At 72.1% G+C, this 16,718-nt stretch carries 17 protein-coding genes and 1 riboswitch; of the genes, 9 read left to right on the forward strand and 8 right to left on the reverse strand.

Translation table 11 applies throughout. The annotated features are described in order from the left end of the window. Positions 1–2: 2 nt before the first annotated feature. Both J3P44_RS03140 and J3P44_RS03145 read right to left on the reverse strand, forming a co-directional pair. The gene (locus J3P44_RS03140; RefSeq protein ID WP_308212212.1) at positions 3–1,712 is read right to left on the reverse strand and encodes a fumarate hydratase; all 1,710 of its coding nucleotides are present in this window, start codon (positions 1,710–1,712) and stop codon (positions 3–5) included. Beyond that, positions 1,699–4,680, reverse strand: a complete 2,982-nt coding sequence (locus J3P44_RS03145; protein WP_255888772.1) for an ATP-binding protein — start codon at positions 4,678–4,680, stop codon at positions 1,699–1,701. Before J3P44_RS03145 ends, J3P44_RS03140 begins: the two co-directional genes overlap by 14 nt. A 112-nt stretch (positions 4,681–4,792) precedes the next feature. Further along, positions 4,793–4,903, forward strand: a riboswitch (TPP riboswitch). Between J3P44_RS03145 and thiE the strand changes: the two genes are divergently transcribed. The 7 genes from thiE to thiC all read left to right on the forward strand — a co-directional run bounded on the left by thiE (position 4,895) and on the right by thiC (position 10,705). Continuing rightward, a complete protein-coding gene (gene thiE, locus J3P44_RS03150; RefSeq protein WP_255888773.1) occupies positions 4,895–5,500 on the forward strand; it encodes a thiamine phosphate synthase in 606 nt (201 codons plus the stop codon). Its footprint overlaps the riboswitch before it by 9 nt. Further along, positions 5,500–6,534, forward strand: a complete 1,035-nt coding sequence (locus J3P44_RS03155; protein WP_255888774.1) for an FAD-dependent oxidoreductase — start codon at positions 5,500–5,502, stop codon at positions 6,532–6,534. The genes thiE and J3P44_RS03155 overlap by 1 nt, the downstream gene beginning before the upstream one ends. Continuing rightward, positions 6,531–6,719 carry a sulfur carrier protein ThiS gene (gene thiS, locus J3P44_RS03160; RefSeq protein WP_255888775.1) on the forward strand — a complete coding sequence of 63 codons (189 nt, stop codon included), beginning with the start codon at positions 6,531–6,533 and terminating at the stop codon, positions 6,717–6,719. The genes J3P44_RS03155 and thiS overlap by 4 nt, the downstream gene beginning before the upstream one ends. Before the next feature lie 62 nt (positions 6,720–6,781). Further along, the gene (locus J3P44_RS03165; protein WP_255888776.1) at positions 6,782–7,546 is read left to right on the forward strand and encodes a thiazole synthase; all 765 of its coding nucleotides are present in this window, start codon (positions 6,782–6,784) and stop codon (positions 7,544–7,546) included. Then, on the forward strand, positions 7,543–8,130 hold the full coding sequence (locus J3P44_RS03170) for a thiamine phosphate synthase (protein WP_255888777.1): 588 nt from the start codon (positions 7,543–7,545) through the stop codon (positions 8,128–8,130). Before J3P44_RS03165 ends, J3P44_RS03170 begins: the two co-directional genes overlap by 4 nt. Next, positions 8,127–8,999 (forward strand): bifunctional hydroxymethylpyrimidine kinase/phosphomethylpyrimidine kinase, encoded by an 873-nt coding sequence (gene thiD / locus J3P44_RS03175; protein WP_255888778.1) that lies wholly within the window; start codon positions 8,127–8,129, stop codon positions 8,997–8,999. The genes J3P44_RS03170 and thiD overlap by 4 nt, the downstream gene beginning before the upstream one ends. An 8-nt stretch (positions 9,000–9,007) precedes the next feature. Continuing rightward, positions 9,008–10,705: a phosphomethylpyrimidine synthase ThiC gene (thiC, locus tag J3P44_RS03180; RefSeq protein WP_255888779.1), complete on the forward strand. Its 1,698-nt coding sequence runs from the start codon at positions 9,008–9,010 to the stop codon at positions 10,703–10,705. Between the two features lie 10 nt (positions 10,706–10,715). On the opposite strand, the gene J3P44_RS03185 is transcribed toward thiC, so the two are convergent. From J3P44_RS03185 to J3P44_RS03210, 6 genes are all read right to left on the reverse strand, one after another. Next, positions 10,716–11,078: a succinate dehydrogenase/fumarate reductase transmembrane subunit gene (locus J3P44_RS03185; RefSeq protein ID WP_255888780.1), complete on the reverse strand. Its 363-nt coding sequence runs from the start codon at positions 11,076–11,078 to the stop codon at positions 10,716–10,718. Further along, positions 11,075–11,494 carry a fumarate reductase subunit C gene (locus J3P44_RS03190; protein WP_255888781.1) on the reverse strand — a complete coding sequence of 140 codons (420 nt, stop codon included), beginning with the start codon at positions 11,492–11,494 and terminating at the stop codon, positions 11,075–11,077. Before J3P44_RS03190 ends, J3P44_RS03185 begins: the two co-directional genes overlap by 4 nt. Beyond that, on the reverse strand, positions 11,491–12,279 hold the full coding sequence (locus J3P44_RS03195; protein ID WP_255888782.1) for a succinate dehydrogenase/fumarate reductase iron-sulfur subunit: 789 nt from the start codon (positions 12,277–12,279) through the stop codon (positions 11,491–11,493). The genes J3P44_RS03190 and J3P44_RS03195 overlap by 4 nt, the downstream gene beginning before the upstream one ends. Before the next feature lie 6 nt (positions 12,280–12,285). Further along, a complete protein-coding gene (gene frdA, locus J3P44_RS03200) occupies positions 12,286–14,040 on the reverse strand; it encodes a fumarate reductase (quinol) flavoprotein subunit (RefSeq protein ID WP_255888783.1) in 1,755 nt (584 codons plus the stop codon). Further along, entirely contained in the window at positions 14,033–14,260 is a 228-nt protein-coding gene (locus J3P44_RS03205; protein ID WP_255888784.1) for a hypothetical protein, read from the reverse strand. The genes frdA and J3P44_RS03205 overlap by 8 nt, the downstream gene beginning before the upstream one ends. A gap of 97 nt (positions 14,261–14,357) precedes the next feature. After that, on the reverse strand, positions 14,358–15,122 hold the full coding sequence (locus tag J3P44_RS03210) for an isocitrate lyase/PEP mutase family protein (RefSeq protein WP_255888785.1): 765 nt from the start codon (positions 15,120–15,122) through the stop codon (positions 14,358–14,360). A gap of 63 nt (positions 15,123–15,185) precedes the next feature. Between J3P44_RS03210 and J3P44_RS03215 the strand changes: the two genes are divergently transcribed. Next, entirely contained in the window at positions 15,186–16,274 is a 1,089-nt protein-coding gene (locus tag J3P44_RS03215) for a flavin-containing monooxygenase (RefSeq protein ID WP_255888786.1), read from the forward strand. A gap of 122 nt (positions 16,275–16,396) precedes the next feature. Further along, positions 16,397–16,681 carry a hypothetical protein gene (locus tag J3P44_RS03220; protein WP_255888787.1) on the forward strand — a complete coding sequence of 95 codons (285 nt, stop codon included), beginning with the start codon at positions 16,397–16,399 and terminating at the stop codon, positions 16,679–16,681. The last annotated feature ends 37 nt before the right edge of the window (positions 16,682–16,718 follow it).

A 16,718-nucleotide genomic window follows, 5' to 3' on the forward strand; every position in this document is an offset into this window, starting at 1 on the left:
GCCTACTCGGCCGAGCGCACCCGGATCCCCGACTCCAGGAGCGAGCTCAGCGGCACCGTGACGGCGCCGGAGGGATCGGTGAAGAAGTCGTTGCCCTTGTCGTCGACGACGATGAAGGCGGGGAAGTCCTCGACCTGGATCTTCCACACGGCCTCCATGCCGAGCTCCTCGTACTCGATGACCTCGACGGACTTGATGCAGTCCTGCGCGAGGCGAGCAGCCGGGCCGCCGATCGAGCCGAGGTAGAAGCCGCCGTGGGCGGCGCAGGCCTCGGTGACCTGCTTGGAGCGGTTGCCCTTGGCCAGCATGACCATCGAGCCGCCGGCGGCCTGGAACTGCTCGACGTAGGAGTCCATCCTGCCCGCGGTCGTAGGACCGAACGAGCCGGACGGCATGCCCTCGGGCGTCTTCGCCGGGCCGGCGTAGTAGACCGGGTGGTCCTTCATGTACGCCGGCATCTCCTCACCGGCGTCGAGGCGCTCCTTGATCTTCGCGTGCGCGATGTCGCGCGCCACGACCAGCGGCCCCGTCAGCGACAGCCGGGTCTTGACCGGGTGCTTCGACAGCTCCGCGAGGATGTCGGCCATCGGCTGGTTGAGGTCGACGGCCACGACCTCGCCGCCGGAGATGTCGTCGGAGACGCCGTCGGTGGGCATGTAGTGGGCGGGGTCGGTCTCCAACTGCTCGAGGAAGACGCCGTCGGGCGTGATCTTGCCTAGCGCCTGGCGGTCGGCCGAGCACGACACGGCGATCGCGACCGGGCACGAGGCACCGTGGCGGGGGAGACGGACGACACGCACGTCGTGGCAGAAGTACTTGCCGCCGAACTGGGCGCCTATCCCGAACGACTGGGTGAGCTCGAAGACCTTCTCCTCCAGCTCGGTGTCGCGGATCCCGTGGGCGCTCATCGAGCCCTCGGTCGGCAGGTCGTCGAGGTAGTGCGCGGAGGCGTACTTGGCGGTCTTGAGCGCGAACTCGGCGCTCGTGCCACCGATCACGACGGCGAGGTGGTAGGGCGGGCAGGCCGCCGTGCCCAGCGACCGGATCTTCTCGTCGAGGAACTCCATCAGCCGCGTCGGGTTGAGGACGGCCTTGGTCTCCTGGAAGAGGAACGACTTGTTGGCCGAGCCGCCGCCCTTGGCCATGAAGAGGAACTTGTACTCCGGGACGTCCTTGGCCGGCGTGGAGTAGAGCTCGATCTGGGCCGGCAGGTTGGTGCCGGTGTTCTTCTCCTCGAACGTCGTCAGCGGCGCGAGCTGGGAGTAGCGGAGGTTGAGCCGGGTGTAGGCGTCGTACACACCTTTGCTGATCGCCTCGCCGTCGTCAGCCCCGGTGAGCACGCCCTCGGACTTCTTGCCCATCACGATCGCGGTGCCGGTGTCCTGGCACATCGGCAGCACGCCGCCGGCGGAGATGTTGACGTTCTTGAGCAGGTCGAGAGCCACGAAGCGGTCGTTGCCGGACGCCTCGGGGTCGTCGATGATCTTGCGCAGCTGCGCGAGGTGTCCGGGCCTCAGGTAGTGGCTGATGTCGTGCATCGCCTCCTCCGTGAGCCGCCGGATCGCCTCGGGGTCGACCTTGAGGAAGGTGCGGCCGTCGACCTCCACGGTGGACACGCCCTCGGTGGTGATCAGCCGATAGGGGGTCTCCGCGGCGCCGTTGGAGCCGGCGGTGGGCAGGAGGTCGGAGTAGCGGAAGTCAGCCGTCGTCACGAACGATCAATGTAGTCGCGCGATCGCCCCGGCGTGCGGCCGGGACCGGCGATCGGACCTCCACGAGGTCGGAGAGGCGGAGTGCGTCGATCCGCCGCAGCAGGGGTACGTGGCCCCGCGCGTTGGCGTGCGCGCGCCGCAGCAGCCGCGCGGCGATCAGGCCCTGGCCGTGCGCGAGAGAGAGCTCCGCTGCCCGCCAGCGGCAGTAGCCGGCGTCGTGGGGTCGGTGGATCCTGTCCCACAGATCTGCGGCTTCGGTCCAGTGCGTCACGGTCGCGGTGTCGTCGAGCCGGGCGAGCTCGGCCCGCCAGGTGGCGTACGTCGCGGGCATGGCCACGTGGGGCGCTGCGGGCCCGAAGGGGTCGTCGGACCACTGCCGACGCCACAGCTCGAGCATGTCCGAGAGCCCGGTCGCCAGCTCGTCGCGCCGCGGGGGATCGGCGAACGCCAGGTCCGCCGCTGCCCGGGCGGCCAGGGTGAGCAGGGTGCCGGTGTAGGGCGACCACGACGTCGTTGTCTCCTCGGCGATGCCGTCGCCGATCCGGCGGAGCGCCGTCCCCGGCTGGTCGAGCCAGAGGTCACACAGGGCCTCGACGCTCAGCTGCGCCTGCCGGTGGCTGCTGGTGTCGAAGTCGAGGGCGGCCACGGCCTCCAGGCGCTTGCTCGCGCCGTCGAGGTCGCCGCGCAGCACGTCGACCCACGAGCGCATGACGTGGAGGAAGCGGGTGGTCTGCCGAGGTCGGTCCTTGGTGTAGGGCCTGATCAGGCGCATCGCCTTGGGCACCGCGCCCTCACTGATGCGCGCCTCGACCACGTTGCAGACCAGCAGCGTGCTGAGGATGAACAACCCGATGTCGGCCTCGCGGGTCGCCTCGAGCCCCGCTTCGGCTGCCTCCGCGATCTCGTCACCACTGGCGCAGCACATCAGCAGCAGGTCGGTGTGGAAGGTCCCGAGCCACACTTCGCCGAAGTGGTCGCCTGGCACGTGCATGCGGCTCGCCTCGTCGGCCGCGCTCAACCCTGCCTGGGTGCGGCCCGCGACGACGTCATGCCAGGCGCGTTCGATCAGCACCTCGCGGTGCAGCGCGAGGTCGCCGAGCCCGGCGCTGAGGTGGAGTGCCTCGGCCGTCACGTCGTCGGCCTCCTCGTACCGTCCAGCGGCGCGCAGGGCGCTGGAGTGGTCGCCCATCGCCTGCACCCTCGCGACCTGGTCGTCGAGGTCGGCGAGGGCCGCGACGGCTTCCTGGGCGAACAGCACGGCCGTCTCCGGATCGGTGGCGACCATGACCTGGCTCGACCGGCGGAGCGCGAGCGCGTGCTCCGCAGTGGTCAGGTCGGCTCCGAGCGCACGTGCCTCGTCCACCAGTGGCGCGGCCTGGACGGTCCGACCCTGTCCGATCATCGCGTGGACTGCCTCCAGCAGCAGCTCCGCACGCGTGACTCCGGCCGCGGCCGGCGGGGGTCCGTCGCCGGGCCACAGCGCCAGCGCCCGCTCCCAGTGTGCGGTCTCCTCGGCGCGCGCCTGCCGGGCGCACGCGGCGCGGGCGGCGGTGACTCGCCACCGGAGCTCCTCACCCGGGTCCGTAGCGCGTCGCCAGTGCTCCGCGACCTCCGCGGCAGCCGGGCTGGAAGCAGCAGCAAGCACTCCGGCCACGCGTCGATGGGCCGAGGTCGCCTCTCCCGGTGTCAGCTGGGTCCGCACGGTCGCGGCGAGCATCGGATGGCCAAGGGCCACGTCGGAGGTGTCGTAGGGGCCGGCCAGCAGGTGCCGGATCACCAGCTCGCGAAGCGCCTCGTCGAGCTCGGCCCCGTCCATCGCGGCCGCGGCGCCCACCACCCCCGGGGGAAGTGGACGGTCGGCGGCGGCGGCCACCGCGACCAATGCCCGGGCGCTCGGAGTGAGGCCGTCGAGGTGGCTCGCCAAGGCGTCCGACAGGCGGTCGGGGAGCTCGTCGCGGGTCATCGACCGGGCCAGCTCCCGGGTGAACAACGGCAGGCCACGGCTGATCCTGTGGACCCGCTCGAGCTCGGTGCGGGTGGGGTGTGCGCCGACCAGGAGCCTGATCTGGTCCTCGGTCTCCTCCGCTGTCAGGGGCGGGAGGTCGATGCAGTACGTCGCGTCGCGCCGCACTCGCTTCAGCCACGCGTCCGCAGCGGACGACTCACCTCGGCGCAGGGTGCCGACCACCGGGACGCGACAGCTGCCGACGGCCAGCCGCTCCAGGCAGGCCAGCGAGCCTGCGTCCGCCCACTGCAGGTCTTCCAGGATCAAGGCCACCGGGCGCTGCCGGGCCAGGGAGGACAGGACCGACTGCACGGCGGCGAACATGCGATCGAGCGCGAAGCGGTCCTCCGCGTCGACGAACGCGGTCTCGAGCTCGGGCAGGATCCGACGCAGGGAGGGGCCGACGAAGTCGGGGCACTCGGCCAGCGCCCGGTCGAGCCACACGCCGTCGTCCTGGGCATGAACCTCCCGAAGGGCGTCTGCGACCAGGGCGAAGGGCTCTCCCGCCAGCAGTGCCCGCCCGCGAGCGTGGGCGACCCAGCACGACACCTCCTCGGACGCCGTGGCGACCAGCGTCGTCTTGCCCAGGCCGCCCTCGCCGACGACGAGGACGAGCCCGCTGCCGGCTTCGAGGTGGCGGCGCAGGACGACGAGCTCGGCCCGGCGGCCGGCGATCCTGCGCGACGAGGGGACGCGGCGGCTGCCACCGGCCGTGGCGGCGAGCCACAGCTCCCTGAACTGCGTGACGTCGCCCGACAGTGCGAGGACCAGGGCCTCGAGTGGCCCCCACGCGGGAAGGTGCGGCAGGGAGAAGACATGCGAAAGGGTGGTGTGGGAGCAACCGGCCGCCCGGGCCAACCGGCGCAGGCTGGGCCGACCGGCCTCGCTGTGCAGGCGGTGCAGCTCCTCGACGAGGTCGTGGTGGGGACCGGGCTCGAGGTCCGGCACGTGCAGTGCGCCCATGGGTCTCCTCCCACCCCGTCCTCAGTCTCAGGATCGACCGGTCGGCGGCCCTTGTCCAGCGTCCTTGGGGGAGTCAGCGGCGGCGGCTGCCCCGAGGCCTCTGCTACGGTCGCGGTGTCCCCACGGGAGCTCGCGGCAGCGGGCTGAGAGGGAGCTGAAGTCCGCTCCGACCGTTACACCTGATCCGGGTAATGCCGGCGAAGGAAGCGATCCGATGCTGTCCCATTCACGTGTGGCCCGGCTCTTCTGCCTGGTCTCCACCACCGACGAGCTCGACCTGCTCGAGGACCTTGCCGCAGCAGGCGTCACCGGCTTCCAGGTCCGCGACAAGGGCGCCACCACCCGCGAGCTGGTCGCGCTGACCCGGCTCGTGGTCGCCGCGGTGCGGCCGGCCGGCGCGATCGTCGTCGTCGACGACCGCGTCGACGTCGCGCTGGCGGCCGGGGCCGATGGCGTCCACCTCGGGGCCGACGACCTGTCGATCGCCGATGCCCGCCGCGTCGCACCGCACCTGGTCATCGGCGCCACCTGCCGCGACGCCGATGCCGTCCGGCTGGCAGCGGCCGATGGCGCCACGTACGCCGGGTTCGGGCCGGTCTTCACCACGTCCAGCAAGGCCGGCCTGCCGGCTCCTCTGGGTGTCGAGGCGATCAGGGGAGCCGCGGGGGTGCTGCCCCTGATCGCCATCGGCGGGATCGACGTCGTGGGCGCCCGCGCGTCGCGCGCGGCCGGCGCCCACGGCGTCGCCGTCATCGGCTCGATCTGGCGACATCCCGATCCCGTGGCAGCCGCGAAGGAGCTCGTGACGGCGGTCGGCTGATGCGCGTGCACGTCCTCGGCGGCGGCATCATCGGGCTCGCCTGCTCGGCGGAGCTGGTCGGGCGCGGCCACGACGTCACGGTCGTCGACCCGGCCCCGGGGTCGGGCGCGAGCCGCGCCGCCGCGGGCATGCTCTCGCCGGCGGGGGAGGCCTGGCACGGCGAGGGGACCCTGCACGCGCTGGGTGTCGCCTCCGGCCGGTTGTGGCCGTCGTACGCCGCAGCGCTGGCGCTGCCAATGCACGACTCCGGCACCTTGCTGGTCGGCGTCGACGCCGGCGACCGTCAAGAGGTCGAGCGCCAGGCCGCGCTCCTCGCCACCCACGGCGAGCGGGTCGAGGTGCTCGACGGTCGCCGGGCCCGTGCCCTCGAGCCTGCCCTCGCGCGCGTCACCGCCGCGGCCGTGCTGGCGCAGGACCGTGCGGTCGACCCCCGCGCCGTGGTGGCGGCACTGCTGTCCAGGCTCGGACCGCGCGTCGTGCCGCAGGCCCCGAGCGATCGGCCGGACGCGACGGTGATCGCCACGGGCGCGCACCTGCCGAGGCCGTACGACCATCTCGTGCGCGGCGTGCGCGGCGAGATCCTGCGCCTGAGGGGCGACGTCGGACTGCGGCGCGTGGTGCGGGGGTGGGTGCGCGGCGAGCCGGTCTACGTCGTGCCGCGTCGCGACCGCAGCGGAGGCCCGGGCGAGGTGGTGGTCGGCGCGACCTCCGAGGAGCACGACGGCCCGCCAGTGGTGACCGCCGGTGGCGTACGCCGCTTGCTGGCCGCCGCGACCGAGCTGGTGCCCGGTCTCGACCGGGCCGAGCTGTGCGAGGCGCTCGCGCGTGATCGCCCAGGCACCGCCGACAACCGGCCACTCGTCGGCCCCACCGGCGATGCCGGCGTCTTCCTCGCCGCCGGCCACTTCCGCCACGGCGTGCTGCTCGCCCCGCTGACCGCGCGACTGCTGGCCGACGCCGTGGAGGGCGCCGCCCCCGACCCCACGCTCGACCCGCGCCGCTTCGCGGCCCACACCCTGCAGGAGGACTCATGAGGATCACGCTCAACGGGTCGGTCGTCGTGACCACGGCCCCGACCGTCGCACAGCTGCTCGGCGACGTTCCGCCCGGCCGGGCGGTCGCCGTCAACCGCGAGGTGGTGCCGCGCTCTGCGCACGTCAGCCATCCCGTCACCGACGGTGACGAGGTCGAGGTCGTCGAGGCGGTGGCCGGCGGATGACCACCCCACGACGTTCTTCTCCTCCGCTGCGCTCCCCCGAACAACGACGCGGGGACCCCCGGATGAGCCCTCTCGTGATCGCGGGCGAGACCCTGGACTCGCGCCTCTTCCTCGGCACCGGCGGCCTGCCGCGGCCCGAGCTGGTGCGACCGGTGCTCGAAGCCGCGCGCCCCGCGCTGGTGACGGTGAGCATGCGGCGTACGTCCGGCAGTGCCCCCGGTGGACTGCTCGGCATCCTGCGCGACGTCGGGGCACGGGTGCTGCCCAACACGGCCGGGTGCCTCTCGGCCGGCGAGGCCGTCCACACCGCCCGGCTGGCTCGCGAGGCGCTCGGCACCACCTGGGTCAAGCTCGAGGTGGTCGGCGACGAGCGCAGCCTGCTCCCGGACGCGGTCGAGCTGCTCGACGCCGCCGAGACGCTGGTGGCCGAAGGGTTCACGGTGCTGCCCTACGCGCCGGCCGACCCCGTGCTGGCCCGGCGCCTGGTCGACGCCGGCTGTGCGGCAGTGATGCCGCTGGGGTCGCCGATCGGTTCCGGCCTGGGCGTGCTCGACCCGCACGCGATCGAGGCAGTGGTGGCCGCGGTCGACGTCCCGGTCGTGCTGGACGCCGGCATCGGCACCGCCTCCGACGCGGCCCTGGCGATGGAGCTGGGCTGCGCGGCGGTCCTGGCCGCGAGCGCCGTCACCCGAGCCGACGACCCGGTGGCGATGGCACGGGCGCTGCGCCTCGCGGTCGAGGCCGGACGGGCGGCGCGTCAGGCCGGGCGGATCCCGCGACGGGCCGCGGCCCGGTCGGCGAGCCCGCTGGTGGGCAGGGTCTCGTGATCCCGCGACTGGTGCTGCTGACCGATCGCTCCCAGCTCGCCCTCGGGCGAGGACTGAGCCGGACGGTCACCGAGTGCGTCGAGGCCGGCCTGCGTGCCGTTGTCGTGCGCGAGCACGATCTCGAACCGGCGGCCCGCACCGCGCTGGTGCGCGAGCTGACCGAGCTGCCCGGACTCCTCGTCATCTCCTCGCGCATCCACGGCGCCGCGGCGGACGGCCTGCACCTCGCGGCCCGGCAGCGCGCTCCCCAGCACGGTCGGTGGGGCAGGTCCTGCCACTCGCGCCAGGCGGTCGCCCGATCGGCGGCCGAGGGAGCGTCGTGGGCCACCTTGTCGCCGTACGCCGAGAGCGCGAGCAAGCCGGGCCGAGGCTCCGTCCTCGCCCCGGCCGACCTCGCCGGCCACCCGATCCCGGTGCTCGCCCTGAGCGGGATCGGCCCGCACAACGCCGCCGGTGCCGTTGCGGCCGGAGCCCACGGGGTTGCGGTGATGGGCGCCGTGATGCGTGCCGACGATCCGGCCGGGGTCGTGGCCGAGCTGCTGGCCGCGCTGGTGGACGTGCCGGGTCGGGACGGGCTGCGGTGAGCACGCCGCCCGTGGTCCTCACCGTCGCCGGCACCGACTCCGGGGGAGCCGCCGGGATCGCGGCGGACCTCGCCGCGATCGGACACCTCGGCTGCCACGGCGCCTGCGTCGTCACGGCCGTCACCGCGCAGGACACGACCGGCGTGCACGCCATGCACGCGGTGCCGATCGACGTGGTCGACGCCCAGGTCGGCGCCGTCCTCGACGACCTCCCGGTGGCGGTCGTGAAGACCGGGATGCTCGGCACGCCGACCGTGGTCGCGCTCGTCGCGGACCGCCTCGGCCACCTGCCGCTGGTCGTCGACCCGGTGCTGGCCGCGACCAGCGGTGCGGTCCTCGGCGACGGGTCCGTGATGGACGCCTACGTCCAGGAGCTGTTGCCGCGCGCCCTCGTGGCGACCCCCAACCACGACGAGGCCCGCGTCCTCACCGGCCGCGACGACCCACCGCCTGACCTGGCCGCTCGGTTGGCCGACCTCGGCTGCGCCGTCGTGCTGACCGGCGGGCCCGAGTGGCGGCCGGGCCGGAGGGCGACGAGCTGCACCGACTGGGTGTGCCTGCCCGGCGGACGGCCCGAGCCGCTCGCCCATCCCGCCGTCGCGACGAGCGCCGACCACGGCACGGGGTGCACGTTCGCCAGCGCTCTGGCAGCCCTGCTGGCGCATCCGTTGGCGGAGACGCGCGGACATTGCCCCCACCCGGACGCGGGCTCCCCGCCTGCGGACCTCACCGCCGACGTACTGGTGTCCGCGTGTCTCCGCGCCGCGGCCTACGTCACCATCCAGCTCACCACCAGCAGCACCTGGCGCCTCGGCCGCGGCCGTGGCCCCGTCGCCCACACACCACCAGCCCAGCCACGCCACACCTGAGGAGAGTCATGACCGTCCACGAGGCCCACACCCGCATCACCGCCGGCGAGCTCGACGTGCCGTTCACACGCGTCGCGCTGACCAACGGCGAGACGTTCGACCGCTACTGCACCGAGGGCCCCGGCTCCGACCCCCAGGTCGGGCTGCCGCCGCTGCGCGCGGACTGGATCGCTGCCCGCGCCGACACCGAGGAGTACGCCGGTCGCGAGGGTCAGCTGCTCGACGACGGTCGCTCCGCCGTACGCCGCGGCAGCGTCGCCGAGCAGTGGCGTGGAGTGGCGCGTCCACCGCGGCGGGGCACCAACGTCACCCAGATGCACTACGCCCGCAGGGGCGTCGTCACCCGCGAGATGGAGTACGTCGCCGCGCGGGAGGGCTGCGACGTCGAGCTGGTCCGCAGCGAGCTCGCGGCGGGGCGCGCGATCATCCCGGCCAACGTCAACCACCCGGAGGCGGAGCCGATGATCATCGGCAAGCGGTTCCTGGTGAAGGTCAATGCCAACATCGGCAACTCCGCGGTCACCTCGAGCATCGCTGAGGAGGTCGACAAGCTGACCTGGGCCGTCACCTGGGGAGCCGACACGGTGATGGACCTGTCGACCGGCGACGACATCCACACCACGCGCGAGTGGATCCTGCGCAACTCGCCGGTGCCCATCGGCACGGTCCCGATCTATCAGGCGTTGGAGAAGGTCAACGGGGAGGCCGACCGCCTCACGTGGGAGATCTTCCGCGACACCGTCATCGAGCAGTGCGAGCAGGGCGTCGACTACATGACGGTCCACGCCGGTGTGCTGCTGCGCTACGTCCCGATGACCGCGGACCGGATCACCGGCATCGTGTCGCGCGGTGGCTCGATCATGGCGGGCTGGTGCCTGGCCCACCACGAGGAGAACTTCCTCTACACCCACTTCGACGAGCTGTGCGAGATCTTCCGGCAGTACGACGTCAGCTTCAGTCTCGGCGACGGGCTGCGCCCGGGCTGCACGGCGGACGCCAACGACGAGGCGCAGTTCTCCGAGCTTCGGACGCTGGCCGAGCTGACGGCGCGGGCCTGGGAGCACGACGTCCAGGTGATGGTCGAGGGTCCTGGCCACGTGCCGCTCAACCTGGTCGAGGAGAACGTCGTGCTGCAGCAGGAGTGGTGCCACGGTGCGCCGTTCTACACGCTCGGCCCTCTCGCCACCGACATCGCACCGGGCTACGACCACATCACCAGTGCCATCGGCGCCGCCACCATCGCCATGCACGGCACCGCGATGCTCTGCTACGTCACGCCCAAGGAGCACCTCGGCCTGCCCGACCGCGACGATGTCAAGACCGGGGTGATCACCTACAAGCTCGCGGCCCACGCCGCCGACATCGCCAAGGGCCACCCGGGAGCGCGGGACTGGGACGACGCCCTCTCGAAGGCGCGCTTCGAGTTCCGCTGGCGCGACCAGTTCGCGCTGTCGCTCGACCCGCACACCGCGGCGTCGTTCCACGACGAGACCCTGCCGGCCGACAACGCCAAGACGGCGCACTTCTGCTCGATGTGCGGGCCGAAGTTCTGCTCGATGAAGATCAGCCAGGACGTGCGCGCGCGCTTCGGCTCGGACCTCCGAGCCGGGCTGGACCCGGAGGTGGGCATGAAGGAGAAGTCGGCCGAGTTCGTCGAGCTCGGTGGCACGGTCTACGTCGACGCCCGCGCGTCCGAGCGGTCCTGAGTTCGCGAAGTCAGGTCGCGCTTCCCAGCATGTGCAGCGCCACGAACGTGCCGAGGAAGGCGCCGCCGTAGCAGACCGCCGCGACCAGGAACCTGTGCTTGACCTGTAGCCCGTCGTAGAGGGTGAAGCGGAACCGGTGCGCGGCGTGGACCAGCATCATGACGAACGCCCCGAACAGCACGAGGAACGTGATGGGGTGCCCGACGACGGCGGCGAGGTGCGCATGGTCCGGCGGGTCGAGCCACCCGAGCGGGAAGGCCAGCGCGAACAGGAAGGCCAGCACGGGCAGGAAGATCGCGGCCATCACCCCGCCGCCGCTGAACGCCAGCCAGAGGAAGGGCTCGACCCGGAACTTCATGGGTGGGGTGCTCATCTCGTCACCAACCAGAGCACGAACGCCGACACGACGGCCAGCGCGGCGTACTGCGCCCCGATGATCGCTCTCGGCGGCACCCGCCGCCCGCCGACCTGGAGCACCATCGCCTGCGGGGTGAGCGAGAACCAGGTGACCGTGTGCAGGACGACGAAGGCGAAGGCGACCACGTTGAGCACGACCAGCCACGGCGAGGCGGCCCAGTCGAGGAAGTCGGCGTACGCCGTCTCCCCGCGACCGACGGCGCGGACGAACAGCAGGAGGTAGAGCACCAGCCACGCGATGAACAGGCTGCTCAGCTCGCGCATCACGAACACGAAGTAGCTGGGCTTGCGCGTCCACCAGAACACCGGCGGCGTACGCCGGTAGTGCAGGTCCGTGTCCGTCGCCGAGCGCTCCATGGCCTCGCCCGTCATCGTCGCAGCGCCCGGGGGAGGAGGAACATCTTGACCGACTCCTGGGCCGCCTTCAGCTTGTAGCGCTGGATCGCGGCGGCCGGGTCGACGTGCTTGGGACACACCCTGGTGCACTCACCGACGAACGTGCAGCCGTAGACACCCTCCTCCTCGATCAGCACGTCGAGCCGCTGGCGCGCGCCGTGGTCGCGCGAGTCGAGGTCGTAGCGCTCGGCCAACGCGATCGCGGCCGGCCCGATGAACTCGGGCTCGAGACCGTAGACCGGGCACGCGGCGTAGCAGAGCATGCAGTTGATGCACATGCTGAACTGTTTGTAGGCGTCGAGCTCCTCGGGCGTCTGGAGGTATTCCCCGTCGTCGACCGACTGCTCCTCGTCGCGGATGATCCAGGGGCTGACCCTCGGCAGCTTCTCCATGAAGTCGCTGATGTCGACGACGAGGTCGCGGATGACCGGGAAGTTGGCGAGTGGCTCCACCGTGACCGGCCCGGGCGCGTAGTCGCTCAGGAAGGTCGCGCACGTCAGCTTCGGCTCCCCGTCGACGTTCATCCCGCAGCTGCCACAGATGCCCATCCGGCAGGACCAGCGGTAGGCCAGGGTGGTGTCGACCTCGTTCTTGACGTGGTTGAGCCCGTCGAGGACCGTCCACTCCTCCCGCTGGGGCACGGTGTACTCCTGCCAGCCGGGGTCGCGGTCCTTGTCGGGCCGATACCTCGCGACCCGCATCGTGATCTCGTCGGTGATCTCGTCGGTGATCTTGTCTGCGATCTCGTCGGCGTCAGCCATCTCCCCCTACCTCCCGTAGATCCGCTCGCCTGGGGGCCAGCGGGTGATCGTCACCGGCAGCTGCTCGACCCGCGGCGTGCCGTCGGAATCGCGGGTCACCAGCTGGTGGACGAGGAACTTCTCGTCGTCACGACTCGGGAAGTCCGTGCGTTGATGGGCCCCCCGTGACTCCTCGCGCTGCATCCCGGACGCGAGCATGCACTCGGCCACGTCGAGGAGGTTGGCCAGCTCGAGCGCGCCGACGAGCTCGGTGTTGAAGGTCCGGCTGGTGTCGCGGACGCCGATCCTCTTCGCCCTCTCCTGCAGCTCGCGCAGCCGGTCGGCTCCCTTGGTCATCTCCTCGCCGGTGCGATAGATGCCGGCCGATTCCTCCATGGTGGCCTGCATCTCCGTACGGATCGTGGAGACGTCCTCCTCCCATGGCACCCGGTCGAGCAGGTCGTGCTCGATCCGGCGCGCCTCGTCGGCGGCCTGGGCCGCGACCACGTGCGGCGCCGCGGTCGCACCGGAGGCGTGCTCCGCCGCGGCGCGTCCCGCCCGGGCGCCGAAGACCAGGCACTCCGGCAGTGAGTTGGACCCGAGCCGGTTGGCGCCGTTGATGCTCACGCATGCGGTCTCGCCCGCGGCGTAGAGCCCCTCGAGGCCGGCCGCGCCGTTCACGTCGGTGTGGACGCCGCCCATCATGTAGTGGACCACCGGTCGCACGGGGATCAGGTCGGTGACCGGGTCGATGCGCTCGTACTTCAGGCACAGCTCGCGCACGAACGGCAGCCGGGCGTCGATGAGCTCGGCTCCCAGGTGGCGCAGGTCGAGGTGGACGACCGCGCCGTAAGGCGTGTCCAGCGTGCGGCCCATCTCCTCCTCGTGCACGAAGGCCTGGGAGATCCGGTCGCGCGGGCCGAGCTCCATGCTGCGCAGCTCGGGGGTCGGCGTCGGCTTCCCGAGGTCGTAGTCCTGGAGGTAGCGATAGCCGTCCTTGTTGAGCAGCCAGCCGCCCTCGGCCCTGGTGGCCTCGGTGATCAGGATGCCGGAGAAGGGAAGGCCGGTGGGGTGGTACTGGACGAACTCCATGTCCTTGAGCGGAGCGCCCGCCCGGAAGGCCAGCGCCATGCCGTCGCCGGTGTTGATGTTGGCGTTGGTGGTGAAGGGGAAGACCTTGCCGCATCCACCGTTCGCGAGCACGACGGACTTGGCCGTGATCGCCTGGATCCGCCCGGTGTGCAGGTCGACGGCCACGAGCCCGTGCACCCGCCCGTCGTCGACCAGCAGCCGCGTCACGAACCACTCGTCGTAGCGCGTCACCTCACGGAACTTCAGCGTGGTCTGGAACAGCGCGTGCAACATGTGGAAGCCGGTCTTGTCGGCGGCGTACCAGGTGCGCTTCTTCTTCATGCCGCCGAACGCGCGGACCGCGATGTGCCCGTCCGGTTGCCGGCTCCAAGGGCATCCCCAGTGCTCGAGCCGCAGCAGCTCGCGCGGGGCCTCGTGGACGAACGCCTCGATCGCGTCCTGGTCGCCGAGCCAGTCGCTCCCCGAGATCGTGTCGTAGATGTGCTCCTCGAGACTGTCGTCCGCCGCGGCCACCCCTGCGGCGCCGCCCTCCGCGGAGACGCTGTGGCTGCGCATCGGATAGACCTTGGACACCACCGCGACGTCCAGGGTGGGATCGGTCTCGGCCACTGCGATGGCGGCACGAAGCCCGGCGAGACCGCCGCCGACGATGAGCACGTCGTGGGCGGCGACGACCGCGCCGTCATTCACCCCGGAGCTCCTCGTCGAGGACCACTCGCCCGTGGTGGTTGACGACCTGGTTGTGGACGCTGCCGTCGTGGAACTCCTCGTGGTGCGTCTGGCACCCACATGCGAAGCGCAGGTCTCGTGTCGCCAGGCCTTGCAGGTCCTCGGTGACGAGCTCGTCGCCGTCCTGCACCCTGCCGCACGGCGCGGTCATGGCCTCGAACCTTTTCGCGGTGGACGTCACGGCGCACCTCCTGCAGCGGGGCGGGAGGACGCGCCCCTACCTACCTACAGATTCCTCCTCACCGCCCGGAATGTGAAGAGGAGCTGAGCTGCACGTGCTACGCCTGGCGCCAAGGGGCGACGAGGGCGGTGAGGTCGGAGGACAGCTCCTGCTGCAGCTTGGGACCGAAGGTCACCCGGTGCACGCCCATCACCTGCAGGTCCTCCAGCGACCCGGCGGCCGAGCCGGTGCGCGGGTTGGCGATGACGTTGACGGGTCCGGAGACCGCGTCGAGCACCGCCTGCAGGGACGCGGCATCCGGTACGCCGACGGGGTAGACGCACCGGGCTCCCGCCTCCTCGCAGGCGAGCAGCCGGGTGATCGCCTCGCCGACCGGGTCGGAGAACTCGTCCTTCTTGAGGAACACGTCGGTGCGGGCGTTGATCACCACGTCGACCCCCGCTGAATCGGCAGCCTGGCGGATCGCGCCGATGTAGTCGGCGTGCTCGGCCGCGGAGCGCATCCGGCCCTCGGAGTGCACGGTGTCCTCGATGTTGAGGCCCACCGCGCCGGCCTCGAGCATCCGCTCGACGAGCTCGGCGGCGGCGGTGTCGTAGCCGGACTCGAGGTCGGCGGTCACCGGGACGTCGGGCACGGCCGAGCAGATGCGGCGTACGCCGTCGAGGGCGTCGTCGAGCGACATGTCCTCCTTGTCGCCCTGGCCGCGGGAGTCGGCCAGCGGGTGGCTGCCGATGCTCAGCGCCGTGAAGCCGGCGTCCGCGACGACCCGGGCGGACCAGGCGTCCCAGACGTTGGGGAGGACCAGCGTGGAGCCGGTGTGGTGCAGCTCGAGGAGGGTGGTGGCGCGGGTGGCGATGTCCATGCCCCGAGGCTGCCACGCCGGTGGGCACGGGCATAGAGGCCGTCCGCGCCGCGTTGCACCGGCATGGACGTACCCGAGGCCGTGCACGACTCGATCGTCATCGGCGCCGGCCAGGCGGGTCTCGCCGCGTCGTACTTCCTGCGCCAGCGCAGGATCGAGCACGTCGTGCTGGACGCCAACCCGTACCCGGGCGGCGCCTGGCAGCACCGGTGGGCCTCCTTGGGCATGGACGACGTCCACGGAGTCGCCGACCTGCCGGGCTCGACGGCTCCCACGCGATCCGCCCGGGCCGCCAACGCCGTGGTGCCGAACTACTTCGGTGACTACGAGCGCGAGCAGGGCCTCCCGGTGGTGCGCCCGGTCCGGGTCGACCGCGTCGAGAGCGAGGGCGACCTCCTCGTCGTCCGCGCGGGTGAACAGGAGTGGCGGACCCGGACCCTGGTCAACGCGAGCGGGACCTGGACCCGCCCGTTCGTGCCGTTCTACCCCGGCATCGGCTCGTTCGCGGGGGAGCAGGTGCACACTGCGCACTACCCGGGCGCGGAGCACTTCCGCGGCAAGCGGGTCCTGGTCGTCGGCGGCGGCGCGTCGGCCGTGCAGTTCCTCGGCGAGCTGGCTCCGGTGACGGAGACGCTGTGGGTGACGCGGCGACCGCCCGTGTGGCGCGAGGACTTCGACGCATCCGCAGGCCTCGCGGCGGTGACCGCGGTCGAGGAGCGCGTACGCCGTGGGCTGCCGCCCGCGAGCGTGGTGAGCGTGACGGGGCTGGCGCTGCGCCCCCAGGAGCAGGAGGCTGCCCGGCTCGGTGCCTACGAGCGGCTGCCGATGTTCGACCGGATCGAGGCCGACGGCGTGCGGTGGTCGGACTCGCCGCGCGCAGCCGGTCGGTTCGAGCGCGTCGACGCGATCCTCTGGGCGACCGGGTTCCGGCCGGCTGTCGACCACCTCGCGCCGCTGGGCCTGCGGACGCCGGAGGGTGGGATCGAGCTGGAGCCGGTGCGCGGCAACGTGCAGGGGGCCACCACCGCGGTGCGCGACCCCCGCGTGCAGCTGGTCGGCTACGGGCCGTCGGCGAGCACGATCGGCGCGTCGCGGGCCGGTCGGCAGGCGGCGCTGGCGGTCTCCCGGGCACTGGAGTCCCGAGCCGCCTGAGGGACCGATCTCGACTGTCGCTGTCAACATCTGTCAGCCCGTGTCAACCACCGTCGCGGCGGCCGCACGGTAGTCCCATCAGCCGATCCGAGAGCGGATCGGCACCACGAAGGGACACCATCATGAACACGACCACCACCATCCGCCGTCAGATCGCCGCATGCGCCATCGCCGCCATCGTCGTCCCGGCATTCGCCGCCTGCGGTGAGGAGATCGCGCCGCCGACCCAGGACGTCGGCCGCAACCAGGTCGACAAGCAGGACCGTCAGGCACCGGCGCCGCGCACCACGGGAAACCGGTTCGACTTCGGCGACGAGTACGGGACGGCGAAGGTCCCCGAGCGCAAGGCTCGGCCGGCCGGGAGCGGGACCCGGAACCGGATGGACTTCGGGGACGACGGCCGCTGAGGACCCACGGGGAGAGGGCGGCGACCGGCCGGGTCGT

It is taken from the genome of Nocardioides astragali, assembly GCF_024436375.1.
Taxonomy (GTDB): Bacteria; Actinomycetota; Actinomycetes; order Propionibacteriales; family Nocardioidaceae; genus Nocardioides; species Nocardioides astragali.